Here is a 15,815-nt window from a genome sequence, read left to right as displayed (position 1 = left end):
AGGTTTTTGCGCTATAAAATTATTTGCCGCAATATAGCGCAATAGCCTTTGCCAGACAGCCGGAGTTATCCACATTGTTGGAAAACCGATCAGAAAAGAAAGGATATTACTTTTATATTTGCCTGGTTTGTGTCCCTGATACTGTTCCGTATAATGCCTGACGGGAAAATATTTTCCGGGAAGGATTCGTTTTAAACGCATAATTCAAGATATAACAGCAAAAGCATGCAGTTCATAAGAAAAGTTTTTATTCCAGGACATCTGTACTTATCCATGCTGACTTTCGCCGGCGCAGGTATCGCAGGGATGCCCGCTGCCCATGCGCAGCAAACGCGTATTTATACCGATCCGGAAAAAGTGTTCAAAGATGCACAACAGTACTTCCAGCAGGAAAAGTACAGCGTATCCATGCAGCTTTTCAAGCAAACGATCGATAACATCGATTATTTCCATGAAACCAACCGCGACCTGGTAAAGTCTGACGCCTATTATTATTACACCGTTTGTGCGCTCAAACTTGGACAGGACAACGCAGAAAAAATAGCGCTGGAATACCTTAAAATATTCAACAACAACGCCCGCGAACAGCTGGTAAGCTATCAGCTGGGTAAATATTATTTCCACCAGAACCGGTTCAAAGATGCTATTCCGCTGTACGAAAAAGCCAGCATCGACAACCTCTCCAACGCGGAGATAGCAGAAGCGAAGTTTGAACTGGCCTACTGCTACTTCAATGTCAAGGACTTCCAGAAAGCACAACCTTTGTTTGCCGGCATCCGGGAGATACAAGGCAAATATTATGTGCCGGCCAACTACTACTATGGCTTTATCTCCTACTACAACCATCAGTACGGAGAAGCACTCAGCAGCTTCCAGAAGGTAGTGGAAGATCCGAAGTACAAAAACATAGTACCGTACTACATCGCTGAGATATACTATTTCCAGGGCAAACACGACCAGCTGATCTCGTATACAGAGCCCCTGCTGCGTCAGGGCGGCCAGTACTACGAAGCAGAAATGAAACAGCTGCTCGGTAAAGCCTACTTCGAACGTAAAGACTATAAAAAAGCACTGCCCCTGTTGCAGGAGTTTCAGGATAACTCCGATGAAGTACGCAATGAAGACATCTATCAGCTGTCTTATTCCTACTATCAGACCGGTAACCTGCACAAAGCCATCACCGGCTTCAAACAACTCAGCAGCTCCAAAGACTCTCTGGGACAGAATTCCATGTACCTGCTGGGCGACTGCTACCTGCGTACCGGCCAGAAAGCCAATGCCCGCAACGCCTTCGCCTTCTGCGCCAACAACAGCTCCAACGCACAGCAACAGGAGATTTCCCGGTTCAACTACGGCAAGCTCTCCTATGAGCTGGGCTATCAGGATGCGGCCCTCAATGAACTGACACAGTTCGTGAAGACCTACCCGCAGTCAGCTTACAACAAAGAAGCCCGCGAAGTGCTGGTGAGCCTCTTCATGAATACCAACAACTATCGCGATGGCCTGGCCACCATCGAGCAGATCGGTGATAAAAACCCGACCGTGCTCAAAGCCTATCAGAAAATAGCCTACGGCAGAGCCACTGAGCTGATCAACGACCAGCAGCTGGCAGAAGCCGACCGCCTGCTCGATATCGCCATCAACAACCCTTACGACGCACAAACCAAGCAGCTGGCCCAGTTCTGGAAAGCAGAAATAGCCCTGCGCCAGAATAAAACAGACAAAGCGATCACTAACCTGAACGCCTATCTGAGCAGCACGCCGCCGGTATCCGGCGAAGCCAATGCGCAGACCGCCAGCTACAACCTCGGCTACAGCCTCCTCAAGCAGGACAAATATGCCGAAGCGCTGCCTCACTTTGAAACAGCACAGAAAGCCAGCGGCCCCAATGCTACCAGGATAGCTACCGATGCTACCCTCCGCGCGGCCGACTGTTATTATATGCTGCGTCAGTTCCCGAAAGCACTCGCGCTGTATGATCGTATCATCACGAACAACGATCCCGGCGCCGACTACGCCATCTACCAGAAAGCCATTATCCTCGGTCTTCAGGGCAAACAGGCCGATAAACTGGCGCTGCTGAAACAACTCGGCAACAAGTTCCCGAGCTCCGACTTCGGCAACCAGACAGACATGGAAATCGCCAACACGTACCTGTCGCAGGAAAAATACAATGAAGCCATTCCTTATCTGGAAAACGTACTGCAAAAACAACCTAACGGTGCCAATGCCCCACGGGCACTGCTGAAGCTGGGCCTCTGCTACTATAACAAAGACAACGAAAGCAAAGCGCTCGCCTACTACCGTCAGGTGGTAGAGAAATTCCCCGGTTCACCGGAAAGCAACGAAGCGTTGCAAAGCATCAAGTCTATCTACGTTAGTCAGGGCAAAACAGACGACTACCTCGCTTTCCTGAAAGCCAGCGGCCGTACCGTGACTGCCACCGCAGAAGATTCTCTGGCTTATGCCGCTGCGGAAGCGCGTTTCACCAACAACGACTGCTCCGGCGCCATCACCGCTTTCAACAGCTATATCCAGAAATATCCCAACGGCCAGTTTATTCTGCCAGCCCATTTCTATAAAGCAGAATGCTCTTATAACAACAAAGACTATACGAACGCGCTGCCGGCGTATGAATTTGTGTTGTCCCGCAACAACAGCCTGTACGCTGAGCGTTCAGCCCTGCAGGCGGCCAACATCAATTTCTATCAAACTAAAGATTATGATAAAGCGCGGGGTTACTACCTGCAGTTGCAAGACCTGGCCACCAGCAAGGAAAACAGCCTGGCCGCCACCCGTGGCCTGCTGCGCAGCAACTATCAGCTGAAACACTGGGATGAAGTAGGTAACTATGCAGAAATGCTGCTGTCTACCGCCAATATCAGCACCGATGACCAGATCATCGCACACTTCTACCTGGGTAAAGCGCAAAAACAAGCGAAACAATATGCCAACGCGCTGGCAGAGTTCAAAACTGTTGCCGGTCTTACCAAATCCGAAACCGGTGCAGAAGCCCGCTACGATATGGCCGACTGCTATCTGCAACAGAACGATCTGGCAGGTGCGGAGAAAGCCGGCTTTGATGTGATCAAAAACACGCCTTCCTACGATGTGTGGGTGGCCAAATCATATATCCTGCTGGGTGATGTGTATTTCCGTCAGCAGGACTACTTCAATGCCAAAGCTACTTTCCAGAGCATCGCTGAAAACTGCCCCATTCCGGAGCTGAAAGCCGAAGCAAAAGACAAGTTCGCCAAAGCAGAAGCAGCAGAAAAAGCAGCTGGTAAAAAACCTAAGAAACCGTAGCCATTTGAGAATTTCTAAATTTTCAAATTTTAAGATTTTAAGATTACGACAGCATGAATATTCTCAACATACATCGCAAACGCGCTTTTATCATAGCAGGCATGTGCCTCACAGGCATCCTTCATCAGCAGCAGGCATGGGCACAGGAGCCGCTGAAACAGGAAACGATCGATATCATTTCCACCAATCAGCCTAAGCTGCGCGACGCCTATAAACTGAACCTGACCGCCTCCCTGCCTGGTGTAGACACCAGCAGGCCCGTATTGAAATACCAGGTGCCGGCCCTGAACCTGAACTTCATGTACCAGGCAGCCCCGCTGAAACCGCTGGCATTGGGTAAAGACTCCCTGTCCGTGTTGCAGAACAACTTTATCAAACTCGGCTACGGTAACTATAAAACACCATATGTGCAGGCAGGTTTCGGCAGCGGCCGCAAAGATCTGTACAACTACGGCCTGTTTGTCAACTACACCAGCTCACAAGGCAAGGAAATATCCGACCAGAACTACAGCACCCTCAACGCGCTGGCCTCCGGTTCTTATCTGCTGCCTACCATGCAGGTGGATGCCAGTATCGGTTATGACCGGAATACCATCCACTATTATGGTTATAATCACGACAGCCTGAAATACGATAAAAAAGATGTAGCACAGACTTTTAACACGCTGACAGCACAGGTAGGACTGAAGAACCGTCCACAAAACGACTGGGCGTTTCAGTTTCAGCCTACTGTGAAATTCATCGCTTTCAACGATTCGTATAAACGTACCGAGAATACTTTCATCGCTAAAATACCCGTGCGTAAGCAGGTGTTTGAAGATATCTTTATCAAAGCAGAAGGTGTTTTCGACCTGTCGACCTACAAACAGGATAATGGCCGTAACATCAACAACAATGTGGTGGCCATTCATCCGTCAGTGGACATCATCAAACCGGGATTTGTGCTGCATGCCGGCGTAAACCCCACCTGGACCAACGACAAGTTCTATCTGTTGCCAGACATCGTGAACGAATCACACCTGGTACGTAAAAAACTGATCCTGAGCAGCGGCTGGATTTCTTATTTCGACAAGAACTCCTACCGCAACCTGGCCAATAAAAATCCGTTCCTCAACGGTCTGGTGGACGGCATCCTCAATACCCGTGTAGAAGAAAAGTACACCGGCATCAAAGGTACGCTGGGCGGCCATTTCAACTACAATACCAAGTTTGCGTCTGTGACCTGGTATAATATGCCCCTGTTCGTGAATGACGCCGCAGATACCAAATACTTCACCACCCGCAACGAAGAGCAGCTACGCGCTTTCCAGCTGCATGCAGAAGTAGGGTATATTGAAGAAGAGAAATTTCAGGCGAGGGTGACTTTCGACTGGTACAACTACAACAAACAAACGACCGAAGTAAAACCATGGCATCTGCCTCCTTTCCAGGGCGACCTGTTTGTACAGTACACCCTGAATAAAAAGCTGCACCTGAATGCGGACCTGTTTGCCCTCAGCGGCAGTTATTATGTGCTGCCCAGCAAGGATTTCGGCAAAACAAGCGGCGCCTGGGACATGAATGCCGGCGCATCTTATGATATCGGTAAAAACTTCAATCTGTGGCTGAACGCCAATAACATCTTCAATTCTCATTATCAACGCTGGTACCTTTATCCGACCTATGGTTTCAACATCGTAGGCGGAATTATGGTGAAGTTCTGATTTTGAGTTAACTTGAATAGAATTTGCGATTTTTTGATTTACGATTTTGTGATTGTAGGGAATCCCAAGCGTTTTCCCTACATCATAAAATCAAAAAATCGTAAATCAAAAAATCGTAAATCAAACACCTCTTCATGTTGATACTACAGCAATATATCCAGGAAGTATTGTTCAGGCAGCGGATTTGCGTTGTTCCCCACATCGGTACCTTTTCCATCCAGCATTTTCCGGCACGGTATAACGCCGGTGCACAAACGTTGCTTCCCCCGCGCGATCAGGTGGTGTTCACCCAGTCGTGGCAGGATGATGGCTCCTGTCTGGAATGGATAGCCCTGAAAGAGAACCTGGTGCCTGCTGTAGCCCAAAGGAAGCTGGAGAAGTACATTGAAGAATTTAAGGAGGCGCTGCAGCCCGGACAAGCGCTGGAACTGCCTGGTATTGGCAAGTTACAGGGCGATTTTGCCGGTAATCTGCATTTCCATCCGGAGGAGCTGCCGGTAGACCCTTCCGACCTGCCCATTATGCCGATACTGCGGGAAGACCCCGCTGCGCCCACAACGTCAGTACCTGTAGTTGCACCTACTACCGCTATGACGCCGGTGGAACCACCCGTTCCCCCAGCCGCTGCGCCTGTAGAGCCAGTGATGACCCCTGAAGAGGAGAACACGCTGGAAGCCGTCACAGAAGGCAGTATTTTCAAATGGTGGTGGGCCGTGGCCGGCGCGCTTATTCTGCTCGGCGGACTGGCTGCCTGGTGGTATATTGGCCGTCAGGCGCCGGTGAACATCCCTGCGCCGGTGGTAACCAGAGATACCACGAAACAGGCGACTGTTCCCGACAGCAGCGCTGTGGCAACGCCTGCTGTGTCTGACTCTATCTCCTACTTCGTTGTACTGGAGGAGTTCCAGGACAGTCTTTCTGCCGCCAAAAAAGCGGTGAAAAGGCAGAGTTGGAAACAAAATGTGGTGATGTATCGCCGCGATAACCGTTATAAAGTAGCCGTACCGGTAAGATCCTTACCGATAGACACTACAAGCACGCTACAGGAAAACAGGAGTAAATTCGGTATCAATAAAGCTTATCTGGAATATTAAAGCTTATTTGATTTCCGCTGCCACGATATCCAGTCCTTCCGCGAAGGTATGCGGATGATATCCCAGTTCATTGACCGCCTTATCGATGATCAGGCCGGTTTTAGCCGGGCGGGCGGCTGGCTGGGCGAGGCTTTTGGAGCTTATCTTTTCAATGAGGCTGGTATCCAGCTGAAAATATTCAGCTGTTTTAAGGGCCATGTCATAAGGAGTCAATACTTCCTTACCGGAGATATTAAACATACCGGTTGCTTTCTTTTCTGCCAGCAGCAGGCATCCCGTGGCCAGGTCCTGGCAAAGGGTAGGTGTACGCCACTGGTCGTCTACCACTTTGATCTTTTTACCCTGCTGGAGATTGTTTTTCACCCATGTGATCATATTGCTGCGATGCGGATCGTTGGACACGCCGTATACGAGCACGGTACGCACGATGGCCCATGACAGCTTGCTGTTACGCACCAGTCGCTCTGCCGCTGCTTTGCTGGTACCATAATAGTTAATGGGGTTGACCGGCGCATCTTCGTCATAAGGTCCGCTGAGGCCATCAAACACAAAGTCCGTAGAGAGGAAAATAAAAGCGGCGTTTACTTTTTCTGCCGCGTTGACGAGATAACGTGTAGCGCCTACGTTGGTATCCCAGCAGGCGTCTTTGTTTTTTTCGCAGTCATCCACCTGTGACATGGCGCCGCTATGGATGATCAGGTCCGGCTGATGTTTCTGGACCAGCTGCTGTACGCTGCCGGCATCCCGCAGGTTGACCGCTTCGTAAATGTAATGGTCGCGTTGAGGGGAACGGTTAGCACCTCTGCCGGTGGCTATTACATCGTATGTCTTGTTTTGGACGAATACCGGAATTAAATGTTGTCCCAGCAGTCCATTGCTACCTGTAATTAATACCTTCATAATGCCATATTAGTACGCTGTCTTTAAAGATAAGAAAAAATAGCTGTCAGCATTCAGCAATTAACGTGTACGGGGGATTTTTTTTAGACAAAAGGGCCGTCAGCCTGTAAAAAAAGTTAGCGGAAAGCACAGTATTGTTGTCCTGTACTTTCCGCTAACGTTATATGCAGTGGGAGCAGCCGGCTTATGGCTTCATCCCCAGATTATACATGGTGAACGACCACATGTCTGTTGCCTCCTCTATCAGTTTGGACGTAGGTTTGCCTGCACCATGCCCCGCCTGTGTTTCTATGCGGATCAGCACCGGATTAGGGCCTGCGTTGCTTTCCTGCAGTGTGGCCGCAAACTTAAAGGAGTGCGCCGGCACCACACGGTCGTCATGATCTGCAGTGGTCACCATCGTAGCCGGATAAGCAACCCCTTTCTTCAGATTATGCAGTGGAGAGTATTTCACGAGATATTTGAAATCTTCCGCATTATCGCTGCTGCCGTATTCCACCGCCCAGGCCCAGCCGATGGTGAATTTCTGGAAGCGCAGCATATCCATTACCCCTACTGCCGGCAGCGCCACTTTGAAGAGTTCAGGGCGCTGCGTCATACAGGCGCCTATCAGCAGGCCTCCGTTGGAACCGCCGCGGATAGCTATTTTAGCAGGATTGGTGTACTTTGTTTTCACCAGGTATTCTGCCGCACCGATGAAGTCATCGAATACGTTTTGTTTCTTTTCCTTCATACCGGCTTTGTGCCATGCTTCTCCATACTCGCTGCCACCGCGCAATGCCACTACCGCGTAAGTGCCTCCCTGTTCCATAAAGTACAGGTTGGACACGCTGAAGCCCGGCGTTTGTGCGATATTGAATCCACCGTAACCGTAGATCAGCACCGGGTTGTTGCCATTGTTCTTCATCCCTTTTCTGGAAGACAGGAACATCGGCACTTTGGTACCATCTTTACTGGTGAAGAATACCTGTTTGGTTTCGTAATCGTCCGGATTGAATTTCACCGCCGCTTTGTTGAACAGGGACATTTTACCTGTTTTGATATCATAGCGATAAACAGTTGGCGGCGCCACAAAAGAGGTATAGGTAACAAACAGTTCCTGATCTTCTTTTCTGCCATTGAAGCCGCCGGCCGTACCGATGCCCGGCAGTTTGACTTCATGTTCCAGGCGGCCGCTGTAATCATATTGGTATACGCGGGTGGAAGCATCTTTAAGGTAAGACAACAACAGCTTACCGCCGGCATCGCCTACGTTTTGCAGTACTTCTTTTTTCTCCGGTACAATGACTTTCCAGTTGGATTCAGCCGGATTAGCCGGATCAATCAGCACCACTTTATAATTAGGCGCCTGATGATTGGTGAGCACCAGCAGTTTTCCACCGTCATTATCAATTACAGAAGGTTCGTTGGCGAAGCCTTTCACCAGCAGCGAGAAAGAGGTCTGCGCCGGATTTTGCATATCGCGGTACCAGATTTCCCTGCCGGAGGTGCCTTCTGAAGTGGAGAGGATGAGGAAACGTTCATCTTCCGTTACGCCCACCGTAGCGTTGCGGAGCGGATGGTCCTTGTCCACATAAATCAGTTCATCCTGTTCCTGTGGCTGGCCTATTTTATGGAAATATACTTTCTGGAATTCGTTCTTTTTGGACAGTTTGCTTTGCTCGTCCGGTTTGTCGTAGCGGCTGTAATAGAAGCCGTCGCCTCTCCAGCTGAGGCCACTGAATTTGATCCATTCCAGTTTATCGGAGAGGAGCTGGCGGGTGGCCACGTCCATCACATAAGCTTCCTGCCAGTCGGACCCGGCTTTCGCGATCAGGTAGGCCGCATATTTCCCGTCTTTCGAGAAAGTGAGGGTCCCCAGGGCGGTAGTGCCGGAGGCGGACAGTTTGTTAGGATCGATGAATACTTCCGGGGTACCGTCGGGAGTAGTGCTGCGGTACAGGACAGCCTGGTTCTGGAGGCCATCATTTTTAAAGAAGTAATAATAATTACCATGTTTGACCGGCGCACCTGTTTTAGGGTAGTTCCAGAGTTCTTCCAGTCTCTTTTTAACGGAAGCGCGGAAAGGGATGGTAGCGAGATAGTCCTGGGTCACTTTGTTTTCAGCGTCCACCCAGGCTTTGGTTTCTGCGCTGTGGTCGTCTTCGAGCCAGCGATAGGGATCAGGGATACGAGTTCCGTGGTAGTCATCTACAGTATCTACTTTTTTAGCAACCGGATATTGCCAGTTTTTTTGTTGTGCTATACCTTCCATAGTCATTAAACTCATGCCTAATATCAACCAAGTCTTATTAGTCTTTTTCAACATGCCTATATTTTTTAAAAAAATTAGCTACTTTGTTTGATTAAAATTAAATATTTAGGTTAATTCATAAGATAACTGTTAGAAAACAATTGCAAAATGTTATTTTTGTGCGCCTTTAAGATATTTTTTTAGCAATTTATATGAAAAAATTGAACAACATTGCAGTCCTTACCTCCGGTGGAGATGCCCCGGGCATGAACGCAGCCGTTCGTGCGGTGGTAAGAACGGGCATTTATCATCAGCTGAATGTGTTCGGCGTCATGTATGGATATAGGGGAATTTTAAAGAATGAGATTTTCCCGATGGAGTCCAAATCTGTTGCCAACATTATTCAACGCGGAGGCACCATCTTAAAGACCGCCCGGTGCAAAGAGTTCTATGAATATGAAGGGCGAAAAAAAGCTTATGAAAATCTGAAAAAGCACAACATTGACGGTTTGATTGTGATCGGGGGAGATGGTTCGTTCAATGGGGCTCAGAAATTCAGCCAGGAATTTGACATTCCCTGTATAGGCTTGCCTGGTACTATTGACAAGGACATTGCGGGAACTGACAACACCATTGGTTTTGATACGGCGGTGAATACTGCGATCGATGCCATTGACAAAATCAGGGACACTGCAGACGCGCATGACCGGTTGTTTGTGATCGAAGTAATGGGCCGTGATGCCGGTTACATCGCATTACACAGCGGTATCGCCACTGGTGCCGAGCATATTATGATGCCGGAACGCAAAACCGAATTACACGACATTATTGAAGAATTGCAGGCCAATGAACGCCGCAAAAAACTGGTTAATCTGATCGTGGTGGCCGAAGGTGACGAAACCGGCGGCGCCAATGAAGTAGCACGCCGCATTAAAGAAAGTTGTCCGCAACTGGATACCAGAGTATGTATCCTTGGACATATCCAAAGGGGTGGTTCTCCCTCCTGTACAGACCGTATCCTGGCAAGCCGCATGGGCTATGCCGCTGTAGACGCCCTCCTCGAAGGCATTCACAATGTCATGATCGGGATCGTAAACGACAAGATCCATTACACCCCCCTGGACAAAGCCGTTAAAGCAAAACAGGAAATTGACCCCGAATGGTTTAAGATTGTTAAAATTCTTGCGAGTTAAAAAATAAGACTTATGAGTACAAAGGATCTTTCGAAATACTATCACAAGCAGATGGACAACGCTGCCGGTAGAGCACACTCTTCCCGCAAAACAAAAATCGTGGCAACCGTTGGTCCGGCCTGTGATACCTATGAACAGCTGCTGGCGCTGGTGAAAGCAGGCGTAAACGTATTCCGCCTCAACTTTTCACACGGCTCGCATGAAGATAAACTGCGGATCATCGAATATATCCGTCAGATCAACAAAACCGAACCTTACAACGTAGCCATGCTCGGAGACCTTCAGGGACCTAAACTCCGCGTTGGTGAAATTGAAAATAACGCCCTGCCGCTGAAAAAAGGTGATATCCTCACCTTTGTCAACGAAAAAGTAGTGGGCAACATGGAAAAAATTTACGTTTCCTACCCTGACCTGTACAAAGATCTTCGCATTGGCCAGAAAATTCTGCTGGACGATGGTAAAATCGAAACAGTAGTAAAGGAACTGCTTCCTACCGGTGAAATCAAGGCAGAAGTAAGCTTACCCGGCGTACTGTCTTCCAAAAAAGGTTTTAACCTGCCAGACACCAAAGTGTCCCTGCCTGCCCTGACAGAAAAAGATGTCGTGGACCTCGAGTTCATTATCGATCAGGAACTGGACTGGGTAGCGCTGTCTTTCGTACGCAGCGTAAAAGACCTGGCCGATCTGCGTAAACGCCTGGAAGCAAGGAACTCCAAAATCAAGATCATCTCCAAGATCGAAAAACCGGAGGCGATCCAAAACCTGAAAGAAATCATCTGGGAAAGTGATGGCGTGATGATCGCCCGTGGTGACCTCGGCGTGGAACTGCCGGTAGAACAGATCCCGATGATCCAGAAAGATATTATCCGCAAATGTATCCACCGTGCGAAGCCCGTTATCGTGGCTACACAGATGATGGAAAGCATGATCGACCGTACCCGTCCGAACCGTTCCGAAATCACCGACGTGGCCAACGCCGTACTGGAAGGCTCCGACGCCGTGATGCTCAGCGGTGAAACCGCCACCGGACAGTTCCCTGAACTGGTGATCCAGACCATGCACAAAATCATCATGGAAGTGGAAAAAGAAGCGATCATCTACAACCGTAACCTGATCCCTCACCGCCACTCTCCTACCTTCCTCAGCGACGCGCTGTGCTACAACGCCTGTAAAATCGCGGAAGACCTGGATGCAGATGCCCTCATCGGCATGACCCAGAGCGGCTATACCGGCTTTATGCTGAGCAGCTACCGTCCACGCTCTCCGCTGTATGTATTCACCAAAGAAAGAACACTGGTGAATCAGCTGAGCCTCAGCTGGGGTGTACGCGCCTTCTACTACGAAGAAGAAGAAAGCCTCGATGATATCGTATTCGATCAGATCAACATCCTGAAAGAAAGAGGATTCATCAAAGTGGGCGATGTGGCCGTAAACACTGGTAGCACACCGGTAAAACTGCACCTGCCGACCAATATGCTCAAAATTACCCGCGTGGAATAGTTTCGGCGGGAATCCGATATCTGTAAAAAGAACGGCTGACCAAATGGTCGGCCGTTCTTTTTTTATCCAAAAAACCCAGAGCTAAAGCCCTGGGCTACGATGTTGTTCAAATTCCTGATTTATCAGGGAACCGTGATGATCAGATTATTGTCTCTGGATGGGACATAAGGAGTTTTGACCCTGATAACCGGAAGTGTGGTTATAGCGCACGCATGTGATACAGAGAAGGCATGGTCATGATTTTAGCACGTAGCCTGTGTGCTATTTCTTTTTGTAGGTAGCGAGATAGATCACCAATGCAGTGAGTATCAGCAGTGTGCCGGCCAAACAGACTCCGTTCCATTTGCCAACTGACCAAACCCACAACCCCAGTCCTGAACCAATAGAGGTACCGATAAAGCTGGTGGTCATAAACACGGTATTCAACCGGTTACGTGCTTCCGGCAGCAGTGCGTATATGCGTGTTTGGTTAGACACATGGATACCTTGTAAACCGAGGTCTATTGCGATGATACCGATGATGATTCCAATGATGTTTGCCTGGAAGACATAAAACATCGCATAACCCGCCAACAGGAAGATGATACCATACCCAATGGCTATACGCGGATTCTTTTTATCTGCGATGCGTCCAATCAATGGGGCACCCAGTGCGCCCGCCGCCGCAGCCAGTCCCATCAGGCCGATCTGTTCGCTCGTATACAGGAATGGTTTTTCAGACAACAGAAATACCACTGTTGTCCAGAACATCCCGAACATGGCAAAGCAGCAGGCATTGATGGCAGATGCTTCGCGCAGCATGGGTTGTTCCTTTGCCAGCGTAAGCAGCGACTTCATCAGGTCGCCATAACTACCGGTAAACTGTGGCCTGCTTTGGGGAAACGTAAAGATCATTATCACCACCAGTAATGCGCTGATACCGGCAGCGATGAAGAACATAGCGCGCCAGCCCCAATGGTGGCCTACCACACCGCTCAGCGTGCGGGATAAAAGTATCCCTACCAGCAGTCCGCTCATGATAGTACCGATCACCTTGCCTCTGTTGGCCGCATCTGTCAGATGCGCTGCCAGCGGCAGTATCAGTTGAGGCACCACAGAAGTAAACCCGATCAGCAGTCCGGTGATTTTGAGCATCAGGATGTTTTGGGAGAAGCCTGCCGCTGCGAGGGCTGCTACGGCTGTTGTGGTCATGGCGATGATCTGCCCTTTACGCTCCAGCTTGTCACCCAGCGGTACGCAGAAGAGGAGTCCCAGCGCATAACCTACCTGTGTAAAGAAAGTCACCTGTCCCGCGTTGCTTTCCGATACGCCGAACTCCTGGCTCATCAGTACCAGCAGCGGCTGACTATAATAAATATTTGCTACGATAAGCCCCGTACACAGGGCCATGATCATGATGTTCCATCTGCTTAATGCCATATAACCTGTCTTTTGGAGATGCAAAGATACAGTTCTCCGTTCATCCCTGCCGGAAAGAGTGTTTAATATGAAATGGCTAAATTTGTCATTATTTCACTGCTTACGGGCAAAAAGGTTACAGCTATGTTTACAAGTATCAATCCGTTTACACAGAAGACCATTGCTGAATACACGCCGCATACCCCGGCGGAAATTGAACAGAAGCTACAGACAGGAGAAAAGGCCTACCGCACGCTGTTACAGGTACCCCTGGAGCAGCGCCGGAAATGGATGATGCAGGTGGCAGGATCATTAAAAGCCAACGTAGAAGCACATGCCACCCTGATCACGCAGGAGATGGGCAAAACGCTGAAAGAAGCCCGATCGGAGGTAATGAAATGTGCCGCCACCGCGGAATACTTCGCCGATAACATTACAGCAATATTACAGCCACGGCCCATCGAGTCGGAAGCCTATAAAAGTTATGTGAGTTATGAGCCCAAAGGCATCATTCTCGCCATTATGCCGTGGAATTTTCCTTACTGGCAGGTTTTCCGTTTTGCCATTCCCAATGTATTAGCCGGCAATACCGGTCTGTTGAAACACGCCAGCAATGTGAGTGGTTGTGCGCTGGCCATCGAGAAAGTTTTTATGGAATCCGGCTTCCCGGAAGGCACGTTCCAGTCGGTGCTCGTATCCTCCAGGGACCTGGAGCCGATAGTGGCCGACCCGCGGATACAGGGCGTAACGCTGACCGGCAGCACGCCAGCGGGTAAAAGCGTGGCCGCCCTGGCGGGCAAATACCTGAAGAAAACAGTACTGGAGCTGGGTGGCAGCGATCCGTTCATCGTGCTGAAAGATGCCGATCTGGAGGCCGCCGCCAGGACCGCCGTACAGGGACGTATGCAGAACGCAGGACAGTCCTGCATTGCCGCCAAACGGTGGATCGTAGAAAAAGAGATTGTGCCGGCCTTCACCGCCGCGGTACGTCGCCTGCTGGAAAACCTGCAACAGGGCGACCCGATGCTCGACAGTACCCATATGGGGCCGATGGCCCGTCCGGACCTGGCCGAAGAACTGGGCAAGCAGCTACAGGACACCATCAGCCAGGGCGCCAAACTGGAATTGGGCGGCACCTATGAAGGATGTAACTTTGCCCCGACACTGTTGACCGGCGTCACCAGCAATATGACCGCTTTCCGGGAAGAGATATTCGGACCGGTGGCCGTGATTATTGAAGCTGCCAACGAAGACGAAGCGATCGCACTGGCCAACGAGACTGACTTCGGCCTGGGCTCCGCGCTCTGGACCAGCGACCTGGACAAGGCCGCACGCCTGGCCACCCGGATAGAAAGCGGTAACGTTTTTATCAACGCCCTGGTGCGGTCCGATGCACGGCTGCCTTTTGGCGGTGTCAAACAATCCGGCTATGGCAGGGAGCTGTCACTGGAAGGCACACACGAATTTTTGAACATCAAGACTATTTATATACAAGAATAACTGTAAAATGACCACGTCCCTTAAACGAGAACGTTATACTCCCTATATCACTTTCTCCCGTGAGGAATGGGCAGAAACGAGCGGTGACGCGCTGTTGCAACTACAGGACTACTACGACCTCGAGCAGCTGCACGGTATGAATGAACCGCTTACACAGGAGGAGATCACCCAGATATACCTGCCGCTGGCCCATCTGATTAATTTGTACGTTAAATCGTCACAGGCGCTGCATAAAGCTACCAGCAGCTTCCTCGGCAGCCAGGAGCTGAAAGTGCCTTATATTATCGGCATAGCCGGCAGCGTGGCCGTAGGTAAAAGCACCACCGCCCGCGTATTGCAACGACTGCTGCAGGCCTGGCCCGACCATCCACGGGTGGACCTCGTCACCACCGACGGGTTCCTCTATCCCAACAAAATACTGGATGCCAATAATATCATGAACCGTAAAGGCTTCCCTGAAAGTTATGATATCAAAAGGCTGATTCATTTTCTGGCCGATGTGAAGTCCGGCAAAGAAAGAGTGGCCGCCCCTCTCTACTCCCACCTGGAATATGATGTGCTGCCCGGTCAGCTGCAATGGATAGAACAACCCGACATCGTGATCGTAGAAGGCGTGAACGTATTGCAGGTAAGGCCTCGTCAGCAACAGAAAGACAAAGACCCGGCCATTTTCGTGTCTGATTTCTTCGATTTCTCTATTTATGTAGATGCCGCAGAAAAAGATATCCGTAAATGGTATATCTCCCGCTTCGAGTCTTTGCGGGCAACCGCCTTCCAGAATCCGGAATCTTTTTTCCACCGCTACGCGCACCTGTCGGATGCCGCCACCGTGGAACTGGCCACTCAGATCTGGGAAGATATCAACAAACCTAATCTGGAACAGAATATCGCCCCTACCCGCTACCGCGCCAGCCTGATACTGGAAAAAGGGCATCATCATTTTGTGCAGTCCGTTAAACTACGGAAGACTTAAGCGTTTATTCGTTAG

General features: G+C 49.8%; 10 protein-coding genes. 7 read left to right on the top strand and 3 right to left on the bottom strand.

Translation table 11 applies throughout. The features are described 5' to 3' along the window. Window positions 1-225 precede the first annotated feature (225 nt). The 3 genes from ICL55_RS28115 (at window position 226) to ICL55_RS28105 (ending at window position 6,103) form a co-directional block, all read left to right on the top strand. On the top strand, window positions 226-3,306 hold the full coding sequence (locus ICL55_RS28115) for a tetratricopeptide repeat protein (RefSeq protein WP_188103906.1): 3,081 nt from the start codon (window positions 226-228) through the stop codon (window positions 3,304-3,306). Window positions 3,307-3,359: 53 nt separating this feature from the next. Further along, window positions 3,360-5,009, top strand: coding sequence for a porin family protein (locus tag ICL55_RS28110; RefSeq protein WP_188103904.1), 1,650 nt, complete (start codon window positions 3,360-3,362; stop codon window positions 5,007-5,009). Between the two features lie 134 nt (window positions 5,010-5,143). After that, window positions 5,144-6,103 carry an HU domain-containing protein gene (locus ICL55_RS28105; protein ID WP_188103901.1) on the top strand — a complete coding sequence of 320 codons (960 nt, stop codon included), beginning with the start codon at window positions 5,144-5,146 and terminating at the stop codon, window positions 6,101-6,103. A gap of 3 nt (window positions 6,104-6,106) precedes the next feature. Here ICL55_RS28105 and ICL55_RS28100 read toward each other — a convergent pair whose 3' ends face one another. Together ICL55_RS28100 and ICL55_RS28095 are read right to left on the bottom strand one after the other, a co-directional pair. After that, window positions 6,107-7,003: an SDR family oxidoreductase gene (locus ICL55_RS28100; RefSeq protein ID WP_188103899.1), complete on the bottom strand. Its 897-nt coding sequence runs from the start codon at window positions 7,001-7,003 to the stop codon at window positions 6,107-6,109. A 184-nt stretch (window positions 7,004-7,187) separates the two neighbouring features. Beyond that, window positions 7,188-9,272 (bottom strand): prolyl oligopeptidase family serine peptidase, encoded by a 2,085-nt coding sequence (locus ICL55_RS28095; RefSeq protein ID WP_188103896.1) that lies wholly within the window; start codon window positions 9,270-9,272, stop codon window positions 7,188-7,190. Window positions 9,273-9,448: 176 nt separating this feature from the next. Between ICL55_RS28095 and pfkA the strand changes: the two genes are divergently transcribed. Together pfkA and pyk are read left to right on the top strand one after the other, a co-directional pair. Then, window positions 9,449-10,429: a 6-phosphofructokinase gene (pfkA, locus tag ICL55_RS28090; RefSeq protein WP_168869406.1), complete on the top strand. Its 981-nt coding sequence runs from the start codon at window positions 9,449-9,451 to the stop codon at window positions 10,427-10,429. A gap of 12 nt (window positions 10,430-10,441) precedes the next feature. Then, window positions 10,442-11,929 carry a pyruvate kinase gene (gene pyk, locus ICL55_RS28085; protein ID WP_188103894.1) on the top strand — a complete coding sequence of 496 codons (1,488 nt, stop codon included), beginning with the start codon at window positions 10,442-10,444 and terminating at the stop codon, window positions 11,927-11,929. Window positions 11,930-12,190: 261 nt separating this feature from the next. On the opposite strand, the gene ICL55_RS28080 is transcribed toward pyk, so the two are convergent. Further along, the gene (locus ICL55_RS28080) at window positions 12,191-13,348 is read right to left on the bottom strand and encodes an MFS transporter (RefSeq protein ID WP_188103892.1); all 1,158 of its coding nucleotides are present in this window, start codon (window positions 13,346-13,348) and stop codon (window positions 12,191-12,193) included. 123 nt (window positions 13,349-13,471) lie between these two features. Between ICL55_RS28080 and ICL55_RS28075 the strand changes: the two genes are divergently transcribed. Both ICL55_RS28075 and coaA read left to right on the top strand, forming a co-directional pair. Beyond that, window positions 13,472-14,827 (top strand): NAD-dependent succinate-semialdehyde dehydrogenase, encoded by a 1,356-nt coding sequence (locus ICL55_RS28075; RefSeq protein ID WP_188103890.1) that lies wholly within the window; start codon window positions 13,472-13,474, stop codon window positions 14,825-14,827. Window positions 14,828-14,834: 7 nt separating this feature from the next. Next, a complete protein-coding gene (gene coaA / locus ICL55_RS28070; protein WP_188103888.1) occupies window positions 14,835-15,800 on the top strand; it encodes a type I pantothenate kinase in 966 nt (321 codons plus the stop codon). The last annotated feature ends 15 nt before the right edge of the window (window positions 15,801-15,815 follow it).

Origin of the sequence: Chitinophaga varians (assembly GCF_014529945.1) — a bacterium.
GTDB lineage: Bacteria > Bacteroidota > Bacteroidia > Chitinophagales > Chitinophagaceae > Chitinophaga > Chitinophaga varians.
This window is presented reverse-complemented; position numbering and strand designations above follow the sequence as displayed.

Bases quoted from the DNA above. Each gene is read 5' to 3' on its own strand.
- ICL55_RS28115 (WP_188103906.1), top strand. From the start codon at position 226: ATGCAGTTCATAAGAAAAGTTTTTATTCCAGGACATCTGTACTTATCC.
- ICL55_RS28110 (WP_188103904.1), top strand. From the start codon at position 3,360: ATGAATATTCTCAACATACATCGCAAACGCGCTTTTATCATAGCAGGC.
- ICL55_RS28105 (WP_188103901.1), top strand. From the start codon at position 5,144: ATGTTGATACTACAGCAATATATCCAGGAAGTATTGTTCAGGCAGCGG.
- ICL55_RS28100 (WP_188103899.1), bottom strand. From the start codon at position 7,003: ATGAAGGTATTAATTACAGGTAGCAATGGACTGCTGGGACAACATTTA.
- ICL55_RS28095 (WP_188103896.1), bottom strand. From the start codon at position 9,272: ATGAGTTTAATGACTATGGAAGGTATAGCACAACAAAAAAACTGGCAA.
- pfkA (WP_168869406.1), top strand. From the start codon at position 9,449: ATGAAAAAATTGAACAACATTGCAGTCCTTACCTCCGGTGGAGATGCC.
- pyk (WP_188103894.1), top strand. From the start codon at position 10,442: ATGAGTACAAAGGATCTTTCGAAATACTATCACAAGCAGATGGACAAC.
- ICL55_RS28080 (WP_188103892.1), bottom strand. From the start codon at position 13,348: ATGGCATTAAGCAGATGGAACATCATGATCATGGCCCTGTGTACGGGG.
- ICL55_RS28075 (WP_188103890.1), top strand. From the start codon at position 13,472: ATGTTTACAAGTATCAATCCGTTTACACAGAAGACCATTGCTGAATAC.
- coaA (WP_188103888.1), top strand. From the start codon at position 14,835: ATGACCACGTCCCTTAAACGAGAACGTTATACTCCCTATATCACTTTC.